Raw genomic sequence first — 22,795 nt, forward strand, 5'->3', positions numbered from 1 at the left:
GCGATATCGGCGCACCCGTCAAGCGGTGGGGAGGAGTGTTCAGCGCCCTCGACTTCCTTCTTCGTGCGACTAAGCTTTGCACATGAACCGTCGTCAGCTCATTCAATCGGCCGGCCTGATCGGCGTGTCGGCCCTGCTCCCCAACCTGGCTTTCGCCGCCGAGATCGACACCTCCGACCTGCAGTCGATCACCGGCGCTGTCGTGCCGATCGGGCGGGAAGAGCGGGCGGGGCGGCTGGCGAAAGCGCAGGAGCTGATGCGGCGGCACGGGATCGCGGCGGTGCTGATCGAGCCGGGATCGTCGCTCATCTATTTCACCGGCGTGCGCTGGAGCCGCAGCGAGCGACTGACCGCCGCCGTGCTGCCGGTCAAGGGCGAGCCGCTGGTCGTCACGCCGTTCTTCGAAAAGCCTTCCGTGGAGGAGTCGCTCGGCATCCCGGCCGAACTGCGCGTCTGGCAGGAGGATGAGAGCCCGATCGCGCTGATCGCCGCTTGGCTCAAGGAACGGCGGCTCGATCGCGGCACGATCGGCATCGAGGAAACCGTGCGCTTCTTCGCGAGCGACGGGCTGGCGCGTGCGCTCCCCGGCGCCCGCATCGTCTCGGCCAATCCGGTCGTGCGCGGCTGCCGGATGGTCAAGACGCCCACCGAAATCGCGCTGATGCAGAAGGCGGCGGACGTGACCGTGGCCGCCTATCGCTGGACGGTGCCGCGCATCCGTGAAGGCATGACGCCGCAGGAGATCGGCGCGATGATGAATGCCGCGACGACGAAACTCGGCGGCCGTCCGGAGTTCGCACTGGTCCTGCTCGGCGAGGCCGCTGCCTATCCCCACGGGACGGGCAAGCCGCAGCGGGTCCGCGAAGGCGAGGTCGTGCTGATGGACTGCGGCTGCACCGTCGAAGGCTATCAGTCGGATATCAGCCGCACCTTCGTGCCCGGCCGCGCCAGCCCCGACGTATGGCGCATCTGGAGCCTCGTCGCCGAAGGGCAGCGGATCGCGCTGCGTACCGCGCGGATCGGCACGCCCGCCGGCGCCGTCGATGATGCCGTCCGCGCCTTTTACGAGCGAGAAGGCCTCGGCCCGCGCTACAAGCTCCCGGGCCTCTCCCACCGCACCGGTCATGGCATCGGCATGGACGGGCACGAGCCGGTCAACCTCGTCCATGGCGAGACGACACCGCTCGCTCCCGGCATGTGCTTCTCGAACGAACCCGGCATCTATCTGCCCGGCCGCTTCGGCGTGCGGCTGGAGGACTGCTTCCACATGACGGCCGAGGGACCGCGCTGGTTCTCCGAACCGCCGGCCAGCCTCGATCGGCCGGTCTGATCGCTGCATCTGCAAGGGAGTGGAGGCCCGAGCCGGAATCGAACCGGCGTGCAAGGATTTGCAGTCCTCTGCGTAACCACTCCGCCATCGGGCCATCCGATTGAGATCACGAAACAATTCTGGAAAATCTCCAAAAAAGTTCGCAGTCCAAAGCAAGAACAAACCGGGAAAGTTCGCAATCGCCGCGGAAGCGCATCTCCTTAGCGCCTGAACCGGGCTTGGCAAGGGTGTAGGTGGAAGTCTTCACGCGCGGCTGGACACGAGCCTGATGCGAGGACGCGTGGTTGCCTCCACCTTTGAGATCGCCGCCCGGGCCCGTACACGCTGCGACGCATATTTCATTGCCATTCGCGAACCTGCAGCGTAACGCAGTCCGTGAAACGAGCGGTTCTTCGGCATATCGGGAATAGCCTGGATCGCGCGGTAGATGGCGGTTGCAAGATTGTTCGCGTTGAATGGCCGACCGCGCGCCGTCAGGCAGATTGTTCCCTTAAGGTTGGCCCCGGCTTCTCGAAGCGCTTCAAGATGGGTGCGCAATAGGCGGTGACAGGCGATGTCGAGCAATGCGCCCGTCTTGCCCTGGCGCACTCGGATGACCTCACCCTGCCATTGTGACCAGCGCATGCTCGCGACATCGCTGGCGCGTTGCCCCGTATAGAGCGCGATCATTGCGGCAGTGCAGACATGTGCCGGCGCGCTTGTCAAAAACAGCTCAATCTCGTGGGTCGACCAGACGACATATTCCTTTTCGCCGCCCTTGCGTTTCAGCCTCTTGATGCGGGCGGCGGGATTGAAGCCTTCAGGAACAAGGTCATTCTCCTCGGCCCAACTGTACAGGCGACTGACCATTTGCTTGATCTTGTGCGCCTTGCGCGGATGATGGGCGTGACTGTCGCGCACGGCCTTGATCATGGAGCGAGTGGCCAGGCCGAAGGGCTCATCGCCGAGCTCTGCCTCGATCACGTCGAGGGTTCGGTTATAGTCGATCTGGGTTGCGTCGGTGAGCGCGCGAAATTCTTCGCTTGGACGCTGGCCATCACCGCCACGGTATTGCCGTATGAGCCAGCGAAAGCTCGTCCTGTCAGGGCTCCTCAGGACGACCTCGCTCCTTTCGACACGGGCGAGAAGTTCAGCGTATTTCTGGATGAATTCAGCCCGTTTTGGCTGATCTTCCACCGGCAAGCTCTTCATACGCGGCAACGCGATGTCGCCGGTCGCTGGATGTCTGAACCGCCAATATTTTCCCTTAGCGAGATAGGTATATAGAAGCTCAATGTCGGCCACGGCGTCTCTCCAGAAAGCGACGTTCGATTTCTTTCGCTTCCTCTTCTCTCTGAGTGGGAGAGAGCGGCTGCCCCCCTAATCTGTCGGCCCATCGATCGAGATCGACTCGGTCATAAAGCACGCTGCGGCCGTCCCTTTTGGGAGAAGGTCCGCGTTCTCGGATCGTCGAAACGCTGCGCGACAGATAGGCTGCCGCCATCTCGATCGTCATGAGCCGCGGCCAATCTGGCAGCGATGCACGCTCGCCACGGGCTTTGCGGACAATGGGGCTTTCGGGCGCTGCTTCTTCTAACTCATTGGGCACGGCGAAAGCCTCGGTTCGCTCAGGTTGCCCTCCTCCTCGCTTTGCTCCGCTACCTCAGGGGGTGATCACGAAGCCGCAGCGCGAGCACGCGGTTCGAACTCGCCCAGTTTGGCCTCTCGCTCGATCAGCTCATCGATGTGATGAGCGATACGCTGGGCGACAAAGCGGGCGGCGTGTTGTCCCCACCTCGGATTTACCCGGTCGAGTTCTTCACCGAGTTCCTGCGTAAGCGCTTCGGGCAGTGCCTCGATCAATAGTTCGAGAAACCGCGACATGCCGGATTGAGACCAGTCGATTGCCAACTCATGTCGATCAAACAGCGCTAACGTGATCGCTCCGCGTGCGGGCATGTCAGCAGCTCTGAGGAGCGTCATCGCTTCTTCCACTTTAAGTGGGCGTGTCCCGAGGCAGGTTCGGCTCACCTGGTCCTTGCTCAGGCCGGTCCGGGAGACCAGCTCGCGCTGGGGCAAACCCGAGCGCTGGATGAGCTGCGACACCAAAGCGCCCAGTGCGAGCCGTTGAGCGGCGCTCGCTTCCAAACCGTTCACCATCCTTGCGACTCCTGATGTTCGCGACTCGTGCGTAGGAAAACAAAACAGGAACATCCTATGCGGCGCATGCCGGTCGGACGAGCCGAATCATTTCCAAAATGGGGAGAATGCCCGAGCTGCGAGGGTTTTCGCGGGCTGCGCGACGTCCGGCCTGAACTTGGCCAGGGCAGTCGCAATCGAAAGGAAAGTTCCTCGCCCAACCGCGACATCACGCGCGCGGCAGCGGCAAACGAGGCGATTGCGTTCTGCGTTCGTTCTTTTTGATTGAGCGCAGCCGGAGCGGCACTCCAAGTCTGTCTGGCGGCCGGTTGATCGGTCGCGATGACAAGCTCGGAGACGACCCCAATGAAGCGACTGAACAAGCTCCGCGGCGCGCTCAATAGCCGCGCGGCCGATTATGTGATTGCCGGTGCCGCGGCGCTGGTGCTGGCCTCCGCCGCCCATGCCGGCGCCGACGCCACTTTCGCCCCGGCGCTCGCGAAGTTCACCGACTTCCTCGAAGGCTCGGGCGGCAAGATCATCGCCGTGCTGAGCCTCGCCGGCGGCATCATCGGCATGGCATCCGGGCGCTTCAGCCTCGGCCAAGTCGCGCTCCCGGTTGGCGTCGGGATCGGCGTTGGCACCGGTGTGCCGATCGTCACCTCGACCGTCACCGCGCTCATCTGAGCGCGGGTGAGGGCGGAGCGGCGCTAATGTCGGACAAGTATTTCGTGCCCCGGCGGCTCGACGATCCCGAGCTCATCGGCCTTTGGACCCTGGATGAATTCCTGGGGCTGGCGATCCCGTTCGCCTGGGGCATTCTTTCCCAGCATATCCTCCTGGGCGTCCCTCTCTCCTTCGGGGCGTGGTGGGTCCTGCGCAAGGCAAAGGCAGGTCGTGCCAGCTCGTGGGTGGTGCATGCCGCCTATTGGTATCTGGGTGAGAGCTTTGTCCGGCTGAAAGCCACTCCGCCCTCCCATTGCCGGCTGCTGGCCGGCTGAGGGGAGGGACCATGCTCGCCGATATCGCGCATCAGCGCACGCAAGGCCTGCTTCGGCAGCGTAAAGTTCTGCTGGTCAGTCTGGCCGCGTCCTTTCTGGTCAATGTCGGGCTCGGACAAGCGCTGTCCTCGAAAGATCGGGAAGTGGTCCTGCAGCCGGTCTCGCCGCGGCCGCTTTCGATCAGCTCGTCGGGCGTCACCGCCGATTACCTTGAGTTCGTGACGCGCGACGTCGCGCTGATGCTGCTCAATCGGTCGCCCGCCGGGCTCGATTACTGGATGGAGCAAATCCTGAAGCTTGCCCATCCGGCCGCGTATGGCCGGCTGAAGGCCGAGCTTGTGAAGATCGTCACCGAGCAGCGCGGCTCCGACCTTGCCCAGGCTTTCGTGATCACCGGCATGACCGTCGATCCCAAGGGGCTCACATCCGAGGTGGAGGGCGAGCTGAAGACCTTTGTCGGCGGGCAGGTGATCGCCAGCGAGAAGAAGCGGTTCCGCTTTGGCTGGGACTACACCGGGCTGCGCCTGAGCCTGACCAGTTTCGCGCTCGTGAGCGCGCCCAAGGAGTATTTACAATGATCACGCCCGCCTGCCTGGTGGGGCTCGGCGCGACCTCGATCGCAGCCGGCAGCACCCGCACGCACGACATCGTGCTGAAACCTCTTGGCTTCGCGCTGATCGCGGCCGCCATCGCGATGGCGGCCGGTCCGGCCTTGGCCGACGAGTTCGTCCAGGCCGTCGATAACGGCCAGGTCGCCTGCACGCTCTCATCGCGGGAGCTGACTCGCATTTCGCTCATCGGCGATGCTTTTGCCAACGTCAGCAAGATTACGTCCGGTTCGCCGCTCGAGGACTTCACCGTCACCAACGAGCCGATCCGGGGCGACATCTATCTCTCGGTGCCGCTCGGGTTCGCCGGAACACGCGTAAGCTTCTTCGCGACGTCCAAGAAGGGCTTCGTCTATAAGTTCGCCTGCGGGCTTGGCGGCGCCGAGGCCACGCAGGTGTTCGTCACCAACCCGGCGGTCGCGACCGAAAAGTCGAGCGACGCTCAGACGAAGCTCAGCCGACGCGACCAAGCGGTGCGGCTGATCCAGGCAATGGCGTCGTCGGCGACGCCTGACGGATACCAAGTCCGGCAGCCGGCTGCAGCGTCCGTGCGCATCGGCGAGCTGACGCTCCGGCTCGTCTCCGAATATCGGGGCGCCGGCCTCGTCGGCAAAACCTTCCGGATCGACAATCGCGGCACCAAGCCGGTCACCGTCGCGGCTGAGCAGATCGCACCCTCGGGCACGCTCGCCGCCAGCATTACCGTTCCGGAGCTGAAAACCGGTGAAGCCACGACGGCCTATGTCGTCGGCCAGGTGGGAGAGGGGGCATGGTGAGCTTCCTCGGCCGCAAGAGCGAGGCGGCAAGGCGGGCGGAGGCTGCCGCGGCAGCACCGGACAGCGCCCTCGGCGCGCTCAACGCAAAGACCGCGAAACGGCAGCGCATGGTGCTGCTGGGCGGCGGCGGCAGCCTCGCGGTCGCGGCGCTCTGGCTGGTCTTTGGCGGGAGCTCGGGCTCCGAGCACGCCGACCCTGACGCGCCACAGCGGATCGAGACCGACGGCCTCGTCAACCGCGACCTCAGCCAGCGCGAGTTCGTCGCGATCTACGGCAATCGTCTCGACGCACAAGCCCGCCAGCTGAAGTCGCTTGAGGAGGGCCAGGCCAAAGCCCAAGATCTGCAGGCCAAGGTCGACGCGCTCGCAGCCGAGAACCAGGCGCTGAAAGCCGATGGCACCAAAACCATCGATGCGCTTGCCCAAGAGAACCAGGCGCTGCGCGCACAGGCGAGCCAGGCGGCACAGGTTCAGAACGCGCTGCCGCCACCCGCCTATGGTCCGGCAGGGAGTTATGGCCAGCAGTCGCCGTCCACACCGTCGGGCGACACCGCGGAGCTGGCGGTGCCCGCGCGCGGCGTCAAGACACTGAGTTTCGTCACGTCGGACAGCGGCGCGGGCAAAGGCGGGCTGAAGACGACGCGGCCACAAGCGCCTGCGATCGAGATCGAGGACAGCCCCGACTATCTGCCGCCCAATTCCTATGCGCCGGCCCGAGTTATTGTCGGTGTGGACGCATCGGCAGGGGTGTCCAGCCAGACCGACCCGCTGCCGGTAGTGCTCCGGATCACCGGGCCGGCGCGCTCGGTCATCCAGAACGGCAAGCTCTTGGAGACCAACATCAGGGGCTGTGTCGTCAACGGCGCCGCGCGCGGCGATCTCTCGGCCGAGAAGGTTTACGTAAAGCTGCAGAAGATGACCTGTGACCAGCCCGGCGGGCGCGTCGCGGTCAGCGAAGTGAAGGGCTTTATCAGCTTCGCCGGCAAGACCGGCGTGCGCGGCCGCGTCGTCAGCCGCGAAGGAAGCCTCATCGGCCAGGCTTTGCTCGCCGGCGTTGTCGGCGGGTTCGGGCGCGGCTTCTCCGCCAACGCTAACAGCGTCTTTCAGGGGCTGACTGCCGGCGCCGACGGCAAGCGCAAATCCCTCTCCCCGCAGGAGGTCGTCGAGGGCGGGTTCGGGCAGGGGGTCGGCGAGGCCGCCGACACCGTCTCCAAATATCTGATTGAACGAGCCGAACAGTACCAGCCCGTCATCGAGATGCCGACCGGCATCGATGTCGAGATCGTGTTCCTGGACGGCGTTTTTGTGAGGAACTCCCAATGAACGAGACCAGCTTCTTCGCGCGTCAGCGCGCACTCTTCGCGCGCGCTCACGGCCCGCTCTTCTGGGCGACCTTGGCGCTCGGCTCGCTAGGCGTCGGCATGGGCGCAGGTGCGATCAGCAACAGATTTTCGTCGCATCAAGTCATCGCCAAGACGGCTCAGCCCGAGCTGGTGCTGGCGGCGCTCAAGGCGCGGCTGCCGCGTACGACGATCAGCAGCATCGGCTGTGCAGGGCTTGGCGGGCTCTGCGAAGTCGTCGCCGGAACCACGCTTTTCTATGTCGACCGGACCGCGCGCTTCCTCGTCATCGGGCGCGTCTATGACATGGAGACGCGGTCCGACCTGACGGCGGCCAAACTCCTCGCAATGAACCCCGATATGCTCGCGGCGGGCGGCGCTCGCCGGCAGGCAGCCTCGGCCGACCAGGCGAGCGAGAGTGCTCGGCCGGTCCGCACGATGCGCGTCAATCTGAGCGAGTTGCCCGAAGGCGGGGCAATCCGCTGGGGGCCGGGAACGGGCCCCAAGCTCATCGTGCTCAGCGACTTTTCGTGCGGTTATTGCCGGCGCCTGTCGACGGAGCTGAAGGCCATTGGCGCGCGCGTCGAGGAGCGGCCGATCTCGATCTTCGGGCCAGCCAGCCGTGCTGCTGCCGAGCGGGTGCTCTGCGCACCCGATCCGGAAAAGGCGCTGCACGCGGCATACGAGCAAAACGAGATCGCGGCGCCCCGCAAATGCGACACGTCCGGGCTGGACGCGAACGAGGCGTTCGCAAAGCGGCATGGTTTCGGCGGCACGCCGGTGATCATCCGCCCCGATGGTGCCGTGCTCGAAGGCTATCGCCCCGCCTCCGTGCTGAAAGCGTTCGCGCTCGGCGGTGCGGCATGATCGCGCGCCTGAGCCTTCTCAGCGCGACGGCGCTGGTCGCTGGTTGCACGACACTGGGCGGCAACATCAAAGGGGCGTTCACGTGCCGGGCGCCGGCTGGGACTTGCGCGCCGACCTCGACGATCGACGCCAAGGCAGTCGATCATGACGCCGCCGACGATGTTCCTGCCAGCGCCACCGGCCGATCCCATCCGCTCGTCGCCGGCACGATCGCGGGTACAGCGGTGCGCAGCGCCGAGCGCACCATCGCGATCGTGTTCCCTCCCTACGTCGACGAGGCTGGCGTGCTGCATGACCAGGCCGTCGCCCATGCAGTGGTCGAGCCGCCGCACTGGGCTGCTTCGCCCGCCGACCCGCATTCCTTCTCGCGCAGTCCCGCCCCTTCCTCCCTGCGCGAGGTTGTCGCCGGAGCTTCGGCTTCGGCGGCAGAGGGGCTTGAGCCGTCCCCCTCTCAAGCCCCTCACCAAATCGACAGCTTCTCCTCGCGCAGTCTCGCTCCTCTGCTGCGCGGGACCGTCACCGGCGCTTCGGCTCCGGTGGCAGAGGGGCTTGAGCCGCTCCCCACACAAGCCCCTCACTCCATTGCTGACGGCACCGGCGCGCCGACCGTGGAGGCGATTGCAGCCGCCCGCGCTGGGCATCGGATCGAACGGCCAGATCCATCCGTGGCTAGGCCTCCGCGGGCCGTGGTCGCGCCGGGGCTGAAACGGGCTCTAGAACAAACTCGGGCCCCGGCGGCCGCCGAGGAGAAGGTGCGCAAAGCGCTCGCGCCCTTAATGACGAAGGCAAACCCGGAGCCGGTGTTGGACGATCCGTTCCGGCCCGCCCAGACGCCGGGAGGCGGGAAATGACCCTGTCGCTCCGCACCCTCTATCAGACGATCGCGAACGGCCTGCTCGGCGACGCGGAAGCCGCGGAGCAGGCGCGTCCGGTGCTCGGTCTCGATATGCTGTCGCGGTTCCTGCCGTACCGGATCTACGAGCCGGCGGCGCGGCTCTATCTGAACGCGCGCTCGACCGGGTTCATCCTGAACGTGGCGCCGCTGGTTGGCGCCGACGAGAAGACGGGCGAGCTGATCGGCCAATTCTTCTCGGAAGGCCTGCCGTCCGGCGCGTGCGTGCAGATCGTGCATTGGGCGAGCCCCAGGATCGGCCGCAACATCGCGCCCTGGTTCGCGCCACGCTATGCCCGCGGTGGCGTCTATGAAGCAATCGCGCGCAAGCGCACCGACGCCTTCTACGACCTGGTCTGGTCGAGCGGCTCGGCGACGGCGCCGTTCCACGCCCGCCATCATCAACTGCTTGTCTCCGTCGGCGTGCCCGCCTCGGGCGGCGTTTCTCGCGAGGAATTGATCGCGGTCCGCGAGAACCTGACCGGCGTGCTCCGCTCGCTCGATGTGCCGACCGCCGATGTGGACCCGGTCGAGCTGATCGCGTTCCTGGACGACCTGACCGCCCCGACCACGGCGAGCGGCGACGACCGCATCGACTATAACCCGCTCGACCCGATCGCCGACCAGGCGATCCGCCGCGACATCGAGCTACATGTCGAAGAGAATCGGCTCTCGTTGCGCACCGAGCGTTTCCGGCCGACCGGCCGGATCGAGGACGGCGCACCCGAGATCGGCGAGATCTACCCGGACAGGTTCGACATCCGCCATTTCGGCGTGCGCAACATGCCGCAGCGCTGGGCGCCCTGGGACACAGCGCGGCTGATCGGCGACCTGTTCACCGACAAACTGCGCTTCCCGTGCCCGGCCGCGACCTATCTGTGCCTGGTCTATCCGGATCAGGAATCGGCGTCGGCGCGTGCCGGCATGAAGTTCCTGCGCTCGACCTCTCTCAGCGAGGGTCGCTCGGCCCGCTACGTGCCGCGGCTCGCCGAGCAGGCCGCCGAATGGCGCGAAGTGCAGGCGCAGATGCAGGAAGGCAGGCGCCTAGTCCGCGCGTTCCTCGGCGTCACCTCCTTTTCTCCGGAGGGGAAAGGCGATGCGCACGAACGCACGATCAAGTCGCTCTACAAGGCGGCCGGCTGGGATCTCGCGTCCGAGCGCTTCCTGCAGGTCCAGGGGCTGCTCGCGCCGATGCCGTTGATGCTCGCCGACGGATTGGCCGCTGATCTCGAGCGCTGCCGCCGGATGCGGACGATGCTGTCGACGACAGCGGCCAACATCGCGCCGATCCAGGGCGAGTATCTCGGCGGGAGCGTGCCGCATCTGCTGCTGATCGGACGGCGGGGCCAGCCCTTCTTCTGGTCGCCGTTCGAGAACGCCGCTGGCAATCACAATGTGGCGATCCTCGGCAAGTCGGGCTCGGGCAAATCGGTGCTCTTGCAGGAGATGTGCGCGGCGCTCTGCGGCGCGGGCGCCAAGGTCGTCGTGATCGACGATGGGCGCAGCTTCATGAACAGCTGCCGACTGCAGGGCGGGCATTTCATCGAGTTCACCTTGGCGTCGGGCTTCTGCCTCAACCCGTTCTCGATGGTCGATGCCGAGCGGGCGAGGACCGACGAGGACTATCGGCTCGACTGCATGGCGATGCTCAAAAGCATCGTCGGCCAGATGGCCCGCTTCGTCGACAAGCTCAACGATACCGAGCGCGGGCTGATCGATCAGGCGGTCAATCGGGTCTGGTCAGACGTGGAGCGCGCCGGCTCGATCGATGCCGTCGCGGCGGCGCTCGACGAGACGGGCAATGACGATGCACGCAACTTGGCGATCGCGCTCGGACCGTTCCGGCTGGGGGGGACCTATGGTGCCTTCTTCAATGGCGAGGCGACGTTGAGCCTCGATGCCGATTTCACAGTGTTCGAAATGTCCGATCTCGCGACCCGCGAGGAACTGCGCTCGGTCGTGCTGACCGCGATCATGTTCATGACCAGTCAGGCGATGACGCGGACGCCGCGGTCGGTCAAAAAGCTGCTGCTGATCGATGAGGCCTGGTCGATGCTCCGCGGCGGCTCGATGTCGGAGTTCGTCGAGACCTATGCGCGGACCGCGCGCAAATATGGCGGCGCGATTGCGACCGCGACCCAGTCCTTGAACGACTTCTACAAGTCGGACGGGGCGACGGCGGCGCTCGAGAACAGCGACTGGATGCTGATCCTGCAGCAGAAGCCGGAGACGATCGCCGACCTGCGCAAATCCGACCGCCTGCAGATGGACGACCGCACCGAAAGCCTGATCCGCTCTTTGAAGCGCTCGGGATCGGAATATTCGGAGGTCTTCATTCGCGGACCCGACGTGCAAGCGCTTGGGCGGCTGGTGCTCGATCCCTATTCGGCGACGCTCTTCTCGTCATCGCCCGATACCTATGCCGCGATCGAAGCCGAGGTTGCCGAGGGCGCCACAATCTCGGACGCGATCGACCGGGTTGCCGCGCGTGAGCGATCCGGAGGTGCGGCATGAGCGCCCGCCTGGCTCGCCTGCGATCGGTTGCCGCCGACGCCTGCTTTGTGGCGCTCACTCTCGCTGCGTGGACGGGTCAGACCGTGCTCACGGCGCTCGGCATCGTCCCCGCGGGCTTCCTGCTCGCAACCGGGGGCGACGGCGAGGTGCTCTTCAGCCAGCTCGAAAATCTAAGTCATCATTACCTCTCAGCTGCGGCAGACGCGCGCGCGGCATTCGACTCTGGCGCGGTCGGCATCTTCGCCGGGCTTCTCACCCTCCTGGCTTTAGTTCGACTGCCGGCGCTCGTAGCGCGGCTGCGGGCAGAGCTCGTCCAGGGACATGATCATGAGTGAGCGTCCAAGCGCCAGTCCCACGCGGACGATTGCCGGCTGGCCCGCGGGCCGGGTGATCGGCGCCGCTTTCCTCGCTGCCAACACGCTCTGGGGGGCGTGGGCGACCAAGACATTGATCGAGCTCGAACAGCGCCAGATCATGACGGTCGGCCTGAACGGCCTGGTCAGCGACTTCATCACCGCCGAGAGCCGGCGCGCCACGACACCCGAGCAGGCAGCACTTCGGACGCGCTCCTATCTTGCCGCGCTCGACCAGGCCGTGGGCGAGCTCGAGCGCGACGGCTCGGTGGTGCTGGTGCGGGAGTCGGTGCTCGGTCATGGCGTCACCGACCGCACCGGCCAGGTTCGCGCGCGTGTCGAAAGGCTGATGGAGGCAGGCCATGATCCCCGCTGACAGCCTCAGTCCGCGCGGGGCGCGTTATGCGCTGCTGCTCGGCGTCGCTTCGCTTGCTGCCGGCCTGAGCGCGCTTTCGAGTTGGCGCGATCATCATGCCCTGCTGATCAACGCGAGCGGTAGCCTGCCGAACTGGGCCTTCTTCATCGATCGCGCGAAGGTCCCCGGCCGTGGCGATCTGATTTTCTTCGACCCGCCGGCGAGCACATTGCTGACCCGGCATTTCGGCGCGCATCTGGGGCCGTTTGGGAAGCGCGTCTATGGCATCGCCGGCGACAGTGTCACCACCCAACGCCGCTTCTTCCTTGTGAACGGCCATATCGTCGCCAAGGCGAAGGTGACGACCCGGCGCGGCGAACCGCTGGCGCTGGGTCCGACCGGGGTTATTCCGCGGGGCTGCTATTTCGTCGCGACGCCGCATCCCGACAGCTTCGACAGCCGCTACGCCGCGATTGGCTGGATTTGCCGGCCGCGCATCCTGGGCGTGGGGACGGCGATCCTGTGAGGCGCTTCGTACCCATCATCGCGAGCCTGCTGCTCACTGGCCTCTCCGCCCCAACTGCGGCGAAAGACTATGGCCAGCACGGCGCTGTCTTCCCCGTCATCGAAGACGATCTGCTGGCGACCATCCAGTCGAAGCTGATCGCCATGCAGGCTTCGGGCGCGCTCGACCGCGCCAATCGCCAGCTCGCCGCCCGCACCGAAGCGCATGTCCGCCGCCCGCCGCGCGTGACCGGCATTGCGGCGGCGACGGAGACCCGGCGCTGGACCTACGATCCGACGATCACGGTCGAGAAGGATCTGAGGGACGGGCAGGGCCGTGTGGTCGTGCACGCGGGCACCCGCGTGAACCCGCTCGACACGGTGCCGCTTCGCCAGAAACTCGTCTTTCTCGACGGCGACGATGCCGCGCAGGTGGCCTGGGCGCGGGCGCACACAACAGCGCTCGACGCCAAGTTGATCCTGGTCGCAGGTTCGCCGTTCGACCTGATGAAGGCGGAGCAGCGCCGCTTCTATTTCGACCAGTCGGGCACGCTCACGCGCCATTTCGGCATTCACGCGGTTCCTGCTCTGGTCGAGCAGACTGGGCGGACCCTCCGCATCACCGAGCTCCTCATTCCAAGAGCAAAAGGGGATCAGCGATGATCCGTGCGGGCGTGTCAAATCGCGAGTGGCTGCGTCGCGCGGCCTGCGCGCGGGGTCGGGCCCTGCGACGTCTCCGCGTTGCCGTACTTGCTGGCGTGCTTCTCTTTAGCGCGCTGTTCGCAGTCGCGCCGGCCTTTGCTGCGGGCACGCCGGGCAAATGCACCGGGCGCTTCGTCAACCCGCTGACTGACATATGCTGGTCATGCCTGTTTCCCATGTCGGTCGGCGGCCTCAACATTTGGCCATCGCTTGCCGGCCGGCCCGATACCGACAATCCGGATCTTCCGGTCTGCGCCTGCGGGCTGAGGCTCGGCATCGCGATGGGTTTCTGGGAGCCGGTGCGGTTGGCTGACGTCAGCATGAAGCCGTGGTGTTTCGTCAATCTGGGCGGGATGAAGCTCGATCCGGGCTTCGACATCGGCTTCAAGACGATCGCGGGGCCAAGTGCTGTCGGCGGCAAGGCCCAGAACACCAGCGGCTGGCACATCCACTGGTACGCCTATCCGCTGATCTACTGGATGGAGATCGTCACCGACTTTCTCTGCCTCGAGCAGGGATCGATGGGCATCCTCTACCTGACGGAGATCGATCCGCTCTGGCAGGATTCCGAGTTGACCGCCTTGATCAACCCGGAAGCGGTGCTGTTCGCGAACCCGCTGGCGCTTGCCGCCTGCGCCGCCGACTGTGTCGCGGCGACCAGCAGGCTGCCGACCGACCCGCTCTTCTGGTGCGCTGGCTGCCAGGGCGTGATGTACCCGATGAACGGCAACATCGCCGCCTCGATCGGTCATGTGCAGGCGTCGCGGCTCGCGCTCGCGCGCTTCGCCTACAAGCTCCACCGCGAGCTCGTCGCCTGGGGCACGATGGGGTCGAAGGGCCTGTGCGGGAAATATCTGATGCCGGTGATGCGCAAGCAGCAATACCGCTTCCAGGCGACCAACCCCAACCCCCAGACCGGCGGCCGCTATGCCTGTGCGCCGATCGGCGCCTCCACGACCTTCATGTCGGCGGGTCAGGTCTATCCGGCGATCGGAGAGGATATGGGCTATCTAGTCTGGCGCAAACGCAATTGCTGCGTGCTGTGATGCGCGGGCTTCTTCTTCTCGCCGCGGGCGCCATCGCGTCGGTAGGGGCCGCGCTCGCCATTAGCGTTGGTGTCGGCGCGCAGACGGTCGATGGCCTCGACCTCGGCGCAGTGCGCGCCCGCGCCAAACTGGACCCGGACGCGGCGGCCGCGTTCGAACAATCGGTGCTGCATCGCGGCGACCGGTTTCGGGCGGACGCCGACCTTCTCTCCGCGGAGGTAAGGGCGAACCAGGCGCGCCAAGGCGGCGCGGTGCGCACCACTGTCGGTGCCTCTGGTTCGTTCGACTTCGACGCGATGGTCGCCGCCGCCTCCCAAGGCGCCGGCCCCGACGACATGCCGCGGCTGATCGCCTTTGCGAGCCTGTCGATGCCCAAGGCGTCGCTCCGCCACATGATCGCCGACGTGACCAAAGCAGGCGGCGTCGTCGTCTTCCGTGGCTTTCCCGCCAACAGCGCCAGGCGTTTCACCGCGAGCCTCGCGCATGTCCTGCCTGAAGGCCGAGTCCGGGCCAATGTCGGCATCGATCCGCGGCTGTTCCGGGCGTTCGGCGTGACCGCGATCCCCGTCTACGTCGTGACCGCCACCGGCTTCGATTTGTGCGACGGCTTCGACTGCCGCACCGCGCTCCCGCCGCACGACCGCATCGCCGGCAATGTCACCCTCGATTATGCGCTGGCGACCATCGGCGGCGGAAAGGGTCCAGCCGCCCATGTCGCAACGGTGTACGCCACACGCCTGACGGGAGGGGTCCGATGATCCCGCGGCACCTCCTCATCCTGCTGAGCATCTCGATTGCATTTACGGCTGGGCTCGATAGCATGGCCAAAGGACAGGGGACGTCCCCAGCCAAGCAGGACGGCAAGAGTTTCGGTGCCGCCATCGCCGGCAAAGCCCAGAACGCTGCCCGCACGGCGCCAACGGCGGACACCGTGCCGAACTTCGGGGGCACGCCGTCGCAATCGGCGCTGTTCGACAATCCCGATGCGATTGCCGCCCAAGCGGGCGCCGCCGCCAGCAGCAACCCGGGTTACCGAGCCGTCCGCTCGTCGATCGACACGCGCCCGCGGATCGCGCCGGTCGACATCGAGGCAACGATCGCGCGGTCGAAGGCGATCTCGACCGACCCCTCGACCTTCGTGTCCGGCATGGGTCTGAGTGGCGGCCAGGGGAGCTGCCGCGAACTACCGCCTTCGGTTCAAGGCAGCGGCTTCTATGAAGCGACCTGCAACAGCGGGGTGGCGCTGCAGCAGTCGGACGAGAGCTGCACGATTCCGCTCCAGGTCAGCGTCAACCGAACCACGCGCTATCGCTATTGGTGCAGCGATTATGATTGGCAACGCAACGGCGTCGACGATTGCGCCTTGTTCGCTCAAGGATCATGCGAGCGCACCGGCATGCACCCGGGGCGCTGCCTGCAAGGGACGCCAAAAAACTGCGTCGAGCCGGGCGAGCCAGTGTTCGAGCTGCTTTGCAACGCGCAGGTTTCCGGCACGCATATGCTCGGCACCGAGGACCAAACCCAACTCAGCGAGCAGCGTGACGAAAGCACCTGTGCGGGTTTGGCAGGGGATGGCGCATGCACCGCCGTGCCTGAATCCTGCACATCTAGCGATCCGGTTACTCGGATCATCGATGGCGTGCCGGTCACCAGGCCATGCTGGGCGTGGACGCGAAGCTATCACTGTGACCGCAAGTCCCAGGCGCAGGACTGTACCGATCTCGACAGCAAGCCCGAATGCAGCTTCGTCCGCCAGGATTGCCTGACCGAGGATGATCCGTGCACGACCTGGGAGCGGGTCTATCGCTGCCCGGTGCCGGATCAGATGGCTGGCCCGAAGCAGTTCATCTGCGACGGCGACGTCTACTGCATTGGCGGCGACTGCGAGACGATCGATCGCCAGCCGAACACCGAGTTCCAGGATGCTGCGGTTGCGCTGAACGCCGCCGCGCAGGCCGGCCGCGAGTTCGATCCCGATAGCCTGACCCTGTTCAAGGGCGAGCGGGAGACCTGCCACAAGACGGTGTTCGGGCTCCTCAATTGCTGTGCGGGCAAGGCCTTCCCGCTGATCCCCTACGGTCAGCTACTGGTCGCGCTTGGGTGCGACCGCGAAGAGATTCTGCTCCACCAGCGCGATGCCCAGGGGCTCTGCGCCTATGTCGGCAGCTATTGCTCGTCGAGCGTGCTTGGCGTCTGCGTCACCAAGAAGAAGGTCTATTGCTGCTTTGAATCGAAGCTGAGCCGGATTCTCCAGGAGCAGGGTCGGCCGCAACTCGGCCTAAGCTGGGACAAACCCAAGCGCGAGGCCTGCCGCGGTTTCACCATCGACGAGTTCGCCCGGCTCGACTTGAGCAAAATGGACTTCTCCGAAGTCTATGCCGAGTTCGCCGACGCCGCGAAGCTGCCCGAGGAACTCGGTACCGTCACGGCGATGCAGCAGAAGATCGCTGATTTCTACGCCATCAACGGAACCAAGAAATGACCATGCTCGCTCTCGCGCTGGCAGTGCCGGCGCTCGCCCCGACACCAGCCTCGCCGTCGCCGAATTCGCCCGCGGAGGTGCGTACCGGCGACGCGTTCTACTGCGGCGCCCGAAAGCTCGGCACCTGGTTCTATTGCGACCGCCCGAAGGCGCAGCCGTCGCAAAGCGCGCCCGCTGTTCCAGCGCAGTCGGCGACCGAGCAGCTCGACGGGATCACGGCCGAGCTGCGCGAACTGAAGGCGAGGGCGATCCTCGACCCCAGTCCCGACAATGTGACCGCCTATATCCGCTTCCAACGCGCCCAACTCGACCGCGCCAGCCTATTCGGCGACGTCTGGCAGCGGGCGGTCTGGCAAACGCCCGAGCTCGACTACACGCTCGAGCGTCCCGTCGGCACCGTCGCCAAGCAGCAATGGCTCGATGCGCGCAAGTCTGAACGCGACCACGCGCTCGACCAGCTGGGCACGCGCTACGGGCTGTTCTACTTCTTCGCCCAGAGCTGCGGGGCTTGCCGGGTGATGTCGCCGATCGTCAAGGCGGTCGCGGACAGCCATCACATCACGGTACGCGCAATCTCGACCGATGGCGGTCCGTCCGAGACGTTCCCGCGCTACACCGTCGAGACGGACCAGCGGGCAGCGATGGGCCTCACGACCAAGGTGACGCCCGCAGTCGTGCTGTTCGACAGCGTGACGAGACAGCCCGTGCCCGTCGGCTACGGCATCATCGCCGCCGACGAGCTGATGAACCGCATCTTCCTCCTCACCCAGCGAAAGGCCGGCAGTGATTACTGATCTCCTGCGCCCACCCCCTCGTCGCACTCGCTTGCCGACAGTCTCCGCTGCGAGCCACCGCCCTTCCTTCCGCGGAAGGAAGCTTGAGGCAGCGCTCGCGCTCGCCAGTCTTGTGCCGAGTGCAATCCCGCTCGCGCCGGCTCAGGCCGATGTTGGGCGCGCGATGGACGACTTCATGCGCGATGCAGGAGGCGCCGCGAACGTGACGGGTCCGAGCGCTTATCAGGGCCAGTCGGCGGGCTATTACAGCCTGGGCAATGTCTGGACGCGCTTCCCGCAAAAGACGACCAACCTGGTCAATCTGCAGCTCCCCTCGGCGCGCGCCGGGTGCGGCGGCATCGACCTGTTCGCGGGCTCCTTCTCCTTCATCAATGCGAGCGAGATCGTCGCGATGCTCAAAGCCGTCGCCAACAACGCGGTTGGTTTTGCGTTCAAGCTCGCGATCGACACCGTTTGCCCGGAATGTTCGAAGGTGATGGATGAGTTCGCGCAGAAGGCGCAGCTGATGAACAACCTGAACATTTCGAGCTGCGAGGCGGCGCAGGCGCTGGTCGGCTCGGTTTGGCCGAAGGGCGATCTGGCCGACAAGGCGATCTGCGAAGCGATCGGCAACTCCGAAGGCATTTTTTCCGACTACGCCGCGGCGAAACACGGCTGCGGCAACAAGGGCGAGCGCACCTCGACCATGAATGGCGCCAATCCCGACAAATGGGATGCGGTGAACACCGGCGTGCCCCGCAATTACACATGGTCGGTGCTAAAAGCGTCCAAGTTCTTCAACGCCGGCGGCAGCTTCGACCGCGAGCTTGCCGAATATGTGATGACGATGGTCGGCACGATTATCTACGTGCCGCCGACCGACAAGGACCCGGGCCGCTTTCAGCCGCTCACCGGCGACACCTCGTCGACCTTGGTCACGGCGCTGCTCGACGGCACCAGCGGCGGCCAGGTGCAGATCTATCATTGCGACACAGATGACAAATGCCTGTCGCCGGCGCTCAGCTCCCTGTCAGTCCCGCAGGTGAAGGCGATCCGGCCGCGGGTGACGGCGCTGATCGACGGCATGGTCGACGCAATTCGGACCGACAGCGCGATCAGCCCGGAGCAGAAGGAGCTGCTCCAGCTCGCGTCGGTGCCGCTCTACAAGATCCTGACCGTGCAGGCCGCCTATGCGCGCGGGCTCTCCACCGACGATCGCGCGACCCTCTCCGAGATCGCCTCGATCGACCTGCTCTATGCGATCCTCGACCAGCTGGTGAGCGAGGTTGGCAAGTCGAAGGCGAGCTTCATCGCGGCCGACGAAGCCAAGCTCTCGCAATGGACAGCACAGATCAACGCCGCGCGCAGCGCACTCGCCGACCGCCAGCAGACGACCCAGGCGCGGGTGACCGCAATCATGCAGATCATCCAGAAGACGCAATTTCTGGAGAATGTGCTCGCCAACTCCTTGAGTCCCAGCATGGCGGCGTCGCTCGACTGGTCGCGGGCCGTCAACAATCGCGCGTTGAACTAATGGCTTCGCCCGGCCGGCGCGGCCTCAGGCCGCGTCCGACTGGCGAGCCTAAACCGGACAAGCGTCATGAGCACGGTTGAGCTCTTCACGGTCGGCGGCGGCGAATATGTCGTCAATGTCCTGAACGCGGTCGCTGCCTGGACCGGCTCGGGCGGGTACAAGAGCCTGCTCCAGGTCGTGATGGTGATGGGCCTTGCCTATGCGGTGCTGATCGTCGCCTTCAATGCCGACTGGCGCGCCTGGCTGAACTGGTTCCTGCAGGCGACCCTCATGTACATGGTGCTGATGGTGCCGCGTATGGACGTTCACGTCACCGATCGCATCAATCCGAGCCTGGCGCCGGCGGAGGTCGCGAACGTGCCGATGGGCCTGGCGCTGATGGCGAGCTTCACCAGCCAGATCGGTGACTATCTCGCCAGGTCGTCGGAGCTGGTCTTCGGCCTTCCGGGCGACCTCGACTATAGCCGCAACGGCATGATCTATGGGTCGCGGCTATTCGAAGCGACACAGAACCTCAGGATCAGGGACCCCGAGTTCGCTGCCAACATCGACGAGCATTTCCGGCAATGCGTGTTTTACGACGTGCTCCTCGGCCGCCTGTCGATGCAGACGCTCGCCAATGCGAACGACATCTGGGCTACGATAGGGCCAGGCAGTCAGGCCCGGGCGCAGCGCTTCCTGACCCGCGACAGCGCCGGACAGGTCAGCGCGACCATCAAAACCTGCCGAGACGCTTATGCGCAGCTTAGCGGCCAATGGACGTCAATGACCGACGAGCTCGGACAGGTGTTCGGGCGGCAGCTTTACCCTCACCAGAGCGCCAATCTCGCCAAGGCGAAGCTCTTCGCTGACTTGCCGATTGCCTATCGCTATCTGACCGGCGTCTCCGCGTCCGCGAGCGATATCCTGAAGCAGAGCCTGACCGTGAACGCTCTGGGACAGGCGATGCACGGTATGGCCGGTGCATCGGGCACCGGCAGCGTCGACGTTTATGCCCAGACTCGCGCCGAAATTCAGACCCGCAACACCTATGGTTCGATCGCGCATTCGGCGATGAAGTGGGTCCCGATACTGAACGTCGTGCTGACGGTGGTCTTCTACGCGCTATTTCCGGTGCTTTTCCCGCTGTTCCTGATGCCCAGGAGCGGCCCGGTTGCCCTCCGCGGCTATGTGACCGGCTTCTTCTATTTAGCGGCGTGGGGACCGCTCTACGTGGTGCTCCACATGATGCTCATGTTCAAAGGGGCAGGGGAACTGGCTGCCGCCAGCGGCGGCAGTGGCCTCACGCTCGCGAGCTTCACGGCTATGAGCGAGGTCAATGATGATCTGGGTCTGCTCGCGGGCTATCTAGTCGCGTCCATTCCGTTTCTCGCGGGCGGCATCGCCAAAGGCGCAATGGCGATCTCGAGCCAGGCGACCAGTTACCTGAACCCTTCTCAGAACGCCGCTGAGGAAGCCGCTCGCGAGGCATCGACTGGCAACATCGCGGTCGGGAACTCGAGCTTCGACAATCAGACGATCCAGACACGGCAGCACGATCAATGGAACCAGGCGCCGAGCTTTGCACTCGGTGCCGGGCAGGTTCGTGCCTTTGGCGACACGGGCACGGTCACCACGAGCTTCCCGTCCAACCAGCTGCTGGACGTACCGGTCTCGAAGCTGCCATTCACGCCGCAGGTGACGCAGTCTGTCGCAGCAGAAGCGGCAAAGTTCGCCAGCGAAACGCGCGTTCGCGGAGACACAATTGCTAACCAGGCCGTGGAGAGCCTTAGCAAGGCGGTCACGCGGTTCCAGGAGTTCCGGCATGCCTTCAGCACCGATCAGTCGGTGTCGAACAGCTACGGTGACGAGGATAGGGCTGTGATCACAAGCAGCTTCAACGAGGTCAGCCAAGCTTCGCAGATGCTGCAGAATAGGTTCGGCCTGCGCGCTGAGGTTGCCGACTCGATTGCAGTCGAGAAATTCGTCAGCGGCTCAGTTGGCTTCAACGCTGGAGTGGGAGGGAATCACGGCATTGCGTCCGCCAGTGTGGCAGGGAATTTATCAGGCGGCGCTTCCAAGCGCTGGACCGGCAACGATCTCGCAGCAGTCTCGCGCGACGGCAACCGTATCGAGGATGCGCTACGTCAATGGTCGGCAACCCGGGGGTGGACTGAAAATCGCGACGCGTTCGATCGCTCCGTTGTGACCAGTGGCCGCTCTGACGTGGCGAGCAACGCCTCCGGAATCAGCTCAAGTATTTTGAGCGCCGAAACCTGGAGCCGCGAGGCCAGACAGTTCTATGAGACCGCGCAAAGGCTGGAGGAGAGCTGGGCCGCTCGGGAGGGTGCATCCGTTGCCGGAGCGTTGAACACCAGCGACGCTTTCCTTAAATTCGCTCGTGCGGAAATCGCCGCTACTCCCTTTGTTTATCACAGCTTCGATCCCGCAAACGCGATACATTGGTCGAGCGATGATCCCCAACTGGTCGCTGAACGTAGCTCTCTGATAGCGCGTTACATTTCTAACGCCTCCGCCCGCATGCGAGCCGACGTCGAGAAGCAGCTTGTCGAGCCACCTGCGACGGGATTGGAAGCGCTCTCAGTTGATGTGACTGGCCGCCGGTTGCCGGCTTTTGGCGAACCTATAGCCGCCTCTTCCCGAACAGCACCGCCAAGCTCAGAGGAAATCGCAGCGCAGACTGGCAAGCTCCGTCAGGACGTCCGCGATCATACTCAAAATGGTACGGAGCGGATTGCCCAGCAGCGTACCGCATTGGACCGCGAAATCCGGCCCGGCGCTCCAACGCCAGAAGGAGCAAATGCGGCACGAGATTGGGGACGTGAGCTGCCGCAACGTCGAAAGTAGTTATTGATACAGAAGTACTGCAATACCGAGAACGATCACAGTCGCGACTATGATGAAGAAGGCTCGGCTTACAGGATCCGCGAAGCTCTTGCGTAGCAAATAAGCCGTAACCCGATTCTCGTGCCAGGCGCGGCTGTATTCGCGGAATCCGTCGAATCCGTCATCAGGCCTGTAGCCATATCGTGAGCTGAATTGGTCTTCCAGCGCCCTCAGGCGATCGGCATGCGACTTGAACTCTGCGTCAACGCTCGGGTCAGTCACCGAAACCATCCTTTTGCCTAAAAGCATAGCTGACGGGCCTCCCTGTTGCGAGCACAATTCGCCATCACTCGCAGCCTCAGCTCTGAGCCAACAGGGGGCAACGGCCAATGCGCGCCCTTTGAAGTCTGCGGCGGATTCGAATCTGCTCCAACTCAGTCGTTCGCCAGAAGGGACTTGGGCGGGCGCAATCACGCGCAATCATCGCCTCTTGACGCACTATCGGTCGAAACCGGATTCTCTTGAAAACGGTTTCTCTGCTGCTTCGCTCGCGCCGGAAGCCCCGATCGTCCAAGTCTTGCCCAAGCGGCTGTCCGCGCGAACGTGCCGAACAAGCTGCTTTGCTTCGAAGCGGCGCTTCGGTAATGAGGTCGCGATGGGGATGGAGTCCCCCGAGAACCGCCGAAAAGGCTGATGGCTCCTACCGATCGTCGGTTTACGGCGTAGGTAGGATGTGTCCTGTTCCTTCCTGCGCGCAGGTAAGGAGCTTAAGAAA

General features: G+C 65.0%; 22 protein-coding genes, 1 tRNA gene and 1 riboswitch. Of the genes, 19 read left to right on the forward strand and 4 right to left on the reverse strand.

Translation table 11 applies throughout. From position 1 onward, the window contains the following. Positions 1-82: 82 nt before the first annotated feature. The gene (locus tag HJG53_RS12170) at positions 83-1,330 is read left to right on the forward strand and encodes a Xaa-Pro peptidase family protein (protein WP_171130949.1); all 1,248 of its coding nucleotides are present in this window, start codon (positions 83-85) and stop codon (positions 1,328-1,330) included. A gap of 20 nt (positions 1,331-1,350) precedes the next feature. Here the strand turns inward: HJG53_RS12170 and HJG53_RS12175 are convergent. The 3 genes from HJG53_RS12175 to HJG53_RS12185 form a co-directional block, all read right to left on the reverse strand. Next, positions 1,351-1,424, reverse strand: a tRNA-Cys gene (locus HJG53_RS12175). 149 nt (positions 1,425-1,573) lie between these two features. Then, on the reverse strand, positions 1,574-2,614 hold the full coding sequence (locus HJG53_RS19160) for a tyrosine-type recombinase/integrase (RefSeq protein ID WP_171130951.1): 1,041 nt from the start codon (positions 2,612-2,614) through the stop codon (positions 1,574-1,576). A gap of 369 nt (positions 2,615-2,983) precedes the next feature. Next, on the reverse strand, positions 2,984-3,469 hold the full coding sequence (locus tag HJG53_RS12185; protein WP_171130953.1) for a hypothetical protein: 486 nt from the start codon (positions 3,467-3,469) through the stop codon (positions 2,984-2,986). 345 nt (positions 3,470-3,814) lie between these two features. Between HJG53_RS12185 and HJG53_RS12190 the strand changes: the two genes are divergently transcribed. The 18 genes from HJG53_RS12190 to HJG53_RS12275 all read left to right on the forward strand — a co-directional run bounded on the left by HJG53_RS12190 (position 3,815) and on the right by HJG53_RS12275 (position 22,041). Continuing rightward, a complete protein-coding gene (locus tag HJG53_RS12190) occupies positions 3,815-4,135 on the forward strand; it encodes a hypothetical protein (RefSeq protein ID WP_171130954.1) in 321 nt (106 codons plus the stop codon). Positions 4,136-4,161: 26 nt separating this feature from the next. After that, positions 4,162-4,449 (forward strand): type IV conjugative transfer system protein TraL, encoded by a 288-nt coding sequence (gene traL, locus HJG53_RS12195; protein WP_171130956.1) that lies wholly within the window; start codon positions 4,162-4,164, stop codon positions 4,447-4,449. 11 nt (positions 4,450-4,460) lie between these two features. Beyond that, complete coding sequence (locus HJG53_RS12200; protein WP_171130958.1) at positions 4,461-5,027, forward strand: type IV conjugative transfer system protein TraE; 567 nt, start codon at positions 4,461-4,463, stop codon at positions 5,025-5,027. After that, entirely contained in the window at positions 5,024-5,833 is an 810-nt protein-coding gene (locus HJG53_RS12205) for a type-F conjugative transfer system secretin TraK (RefSeq protein WP_171130959.1), read from the forward strand. The genes HJG53_RS12200 and HJG53_RS12205 overlap by 4 nt, the downstream gene beginning before the upstream one ends. After that, positions 5,827-7,155, forward strand: a complete 1,329-nt coding sequence (locus HJG53_RS12210; RefSeq protein WP_171130961.1) for a TrbI/VirB10 family protein — start codon at positions 5,827-5,829, stop codon at positions 7,153-7,155. The genes HJG53_RS12205 and HJG53_RS12210 overlap by 7 nt, the downstream gene beginning before the upstream one ends. Next, positions 7,152-8,039, forward strand: coding sequence for a DsbC family protein (locus HJG53_RS12215; protein WP_368039572.1), 888 nt, complete (start codon positions 7,152-7,154; stop codon positions 8,037-8,039). The genes HJG53_RS12210 and HJG53_RS12215 overlap by 4 nt, the downstream gene beginning before the upstream one ends. Next, positions 8,036-8,890, forward strand: a complete 855-nt coding sequence (locus HJG53_RS12220) for a TraV family lipoprotein (protein ID WP_171130963.1) — start codon at positions 8,036-8,038, stop codon at positions 8,888-8,890. Before HJG53_RS12215 ends, HJG53_RS12220 begins: the two co-directional genes overlap by 4 nt. After that, positions 8,887-11,445 carry a type IV secretion system protein TraC gene (gene traC / locus HJG53_RS12225; RefSeq protein ID WP_171130964.1) on the forward strand — a complete coding sequence of 853 codons (2,559 nt, stop codon included), beginning with the start codon at positions 8,887-8,889 and terminating at the stop codon, positions 11,443-11,445. Before HJG53_RS12220 ends, traC begins: the two co-directional genes overlap by 4 nt. Next, the gene (locus HJG53_RS12230; RefSeq protein ID WP_171130966.1) at positions 11,442-11,780 is read left to right on the forward strand and encodes a hypothetical protein; all 339 of its coding nucleotides are present in this window, start codon (positions 11,442-11,444) and stop codon (positions 11,778-11,780) included. Before traC ends, HJG53_RS12230 begins: the two co-directional genes overlap by 4 nt. Next, the gene (locus HJG53_RS12235; protein ID WP_171130968.1) at positions 11,773-12,174 is read left to right on the forward strand and encodes a TrbI F-type domain-containing protein; all 402 of its coding nucleotides are present in this window, start codon (positions 11,773-11,775) and stop codon (positions 12,172-12,174) included. Before HJG53_RS12230 ends, HJG53_RS12235 begins: the two co-directional genes overlap by 8 nt. Continuing rightward, complete coding sequence (locus HJG53_RS12240) at positions 12,161-12,679, forward strand: S26 family signal peptidase (RefSeq protein ID WP_171130970.1); 519 nt, start codon at positions 12,161-12,163, stop codon at positions 12,677-12,679. The genes HJG53_RS12235 and HJG53_RS12240 overlap by 14 nt, the downstream gene beginning before the upstream one ends. Beyond that, complete coding sequence (traW, locus tag HJG53_RS12245) at positions 12,676-13,320, forward strand: type-F conjugative transfer system protein TraW (protein WP_171130972.1); 645 nt, start codon at positions 12,676-12,678, stop codon at positions 13,318-13,320. The genes HJG53_RS12240 and traW overlap by 4 nt, the downstream gene beginning before the upstream one ends. A gap of 62 nt (positions 13,321-13,382) precedes the next feature. Next, on the forward strand, positions 13,383-14,405 hold the full coding sequence (gene traU / locus HJG53_RS12250) for a conjugal transfer pilus assembly protein TraU (RefSeq protein ID WP_254447752.1): 1,023 nt from the start codon (positions 13,383-13,385) through the stop codon (positions 14,403-14,405). After that, the gene (trbC, locus tag HJG53_RS12255) at positions 14,405-15,163 is read left to right on the forward strand and encodes a type-F conjugative transfer system pilin assembly protein TrbC (RefSeq protein WP_171130976.1); all 759 of its coding nucleotides are present in this window, start codon (positions 14,405-14,407) and stop codon (positions 15,161-15,163) included. The genes traU and trbC overlap by 1 nt, the downstream gene beginning before the upstream one ends. Then, the gene (locus HJG53_RS12260; RefSeq protein ID WP_171130978.1) at positions 15,160-16,887 is read left to right on the forward strand and encodes a conjugal transfer protein TraN; all 1,728 of its coding nucleotides are present in this window, start codon (positions 15,160-15,162) and stop codon (positions 16,885-16,887) included. The genes trbC and HJG53_RS12260 overlap by 4 nt, the downstream gene beginning before the upstream one ends. Beyond that, entirely contained in the window at positions 16,884-17,681 is a 798-nt protein-coding gene (locus HJG53_RS12265; RefSeq protein ID WP_171130979.1) for a conjugal transfer protein TraF, read from the forward strand. Before HJG53_RS12260 ends, HJG53_RS12265 begins: the two co-directional genes overlap by 4 nt. A gap of 163 nt (positions 17,682-17,844) precedes the next feature. After that, entirely contained in the window at positions 17,845-19,194 is a 1,350-nt protein-coding gene (locus HJG53_RS12270; protein WP_171130981.1) for a conjugal transfer protein TraH, read from the forward strand. A 66-nt stretch (positions 19,195-19,260) separates the two neighbouring features. After that, entirely contained in the window at positions 19,261-22,041 is a 2,781-nt protein-coding gene (locus tag HJG53_RS12275; RefSeq protein ID WP_171130983.1) for a conjugal transfer protein TraG N-terminal domain-containing protein, read from the forward strand. Here HJG53_RS12275 and HJG53_RS12280 read toward each other — a convergent pair whose 3' ends face one another. Beyond that, a complete protein-coding gene (locus tag HJG53_RS12280) occupies positions 22,042-22,302 on the reverse strand; it encodes a hypothetical protein (RefSeq protein ID WP_171130985.1) in 261 nt (86 codons plus the stop codon). Positions 22,303-22,668: 366 nt separating this feature from the next. Next, positions 22,669-22,730: riboswitch (Fluoride riboswitch) on the forward strand. The last annotated feature ends 65 nt before the right edge of the window (positions 22,731-22,795 follow it).

Source organism: Sphingomonas sp. ID1715, from assembly GCF_013044515.1.
In the GTDB taxonomy this organism is placed as follows: domain Bacteria; phylum Pseudomonadota; class Alphaproteobacteria; order Sphingomonadales; family Sphingomonadaceae; genus Sphingomonas_B.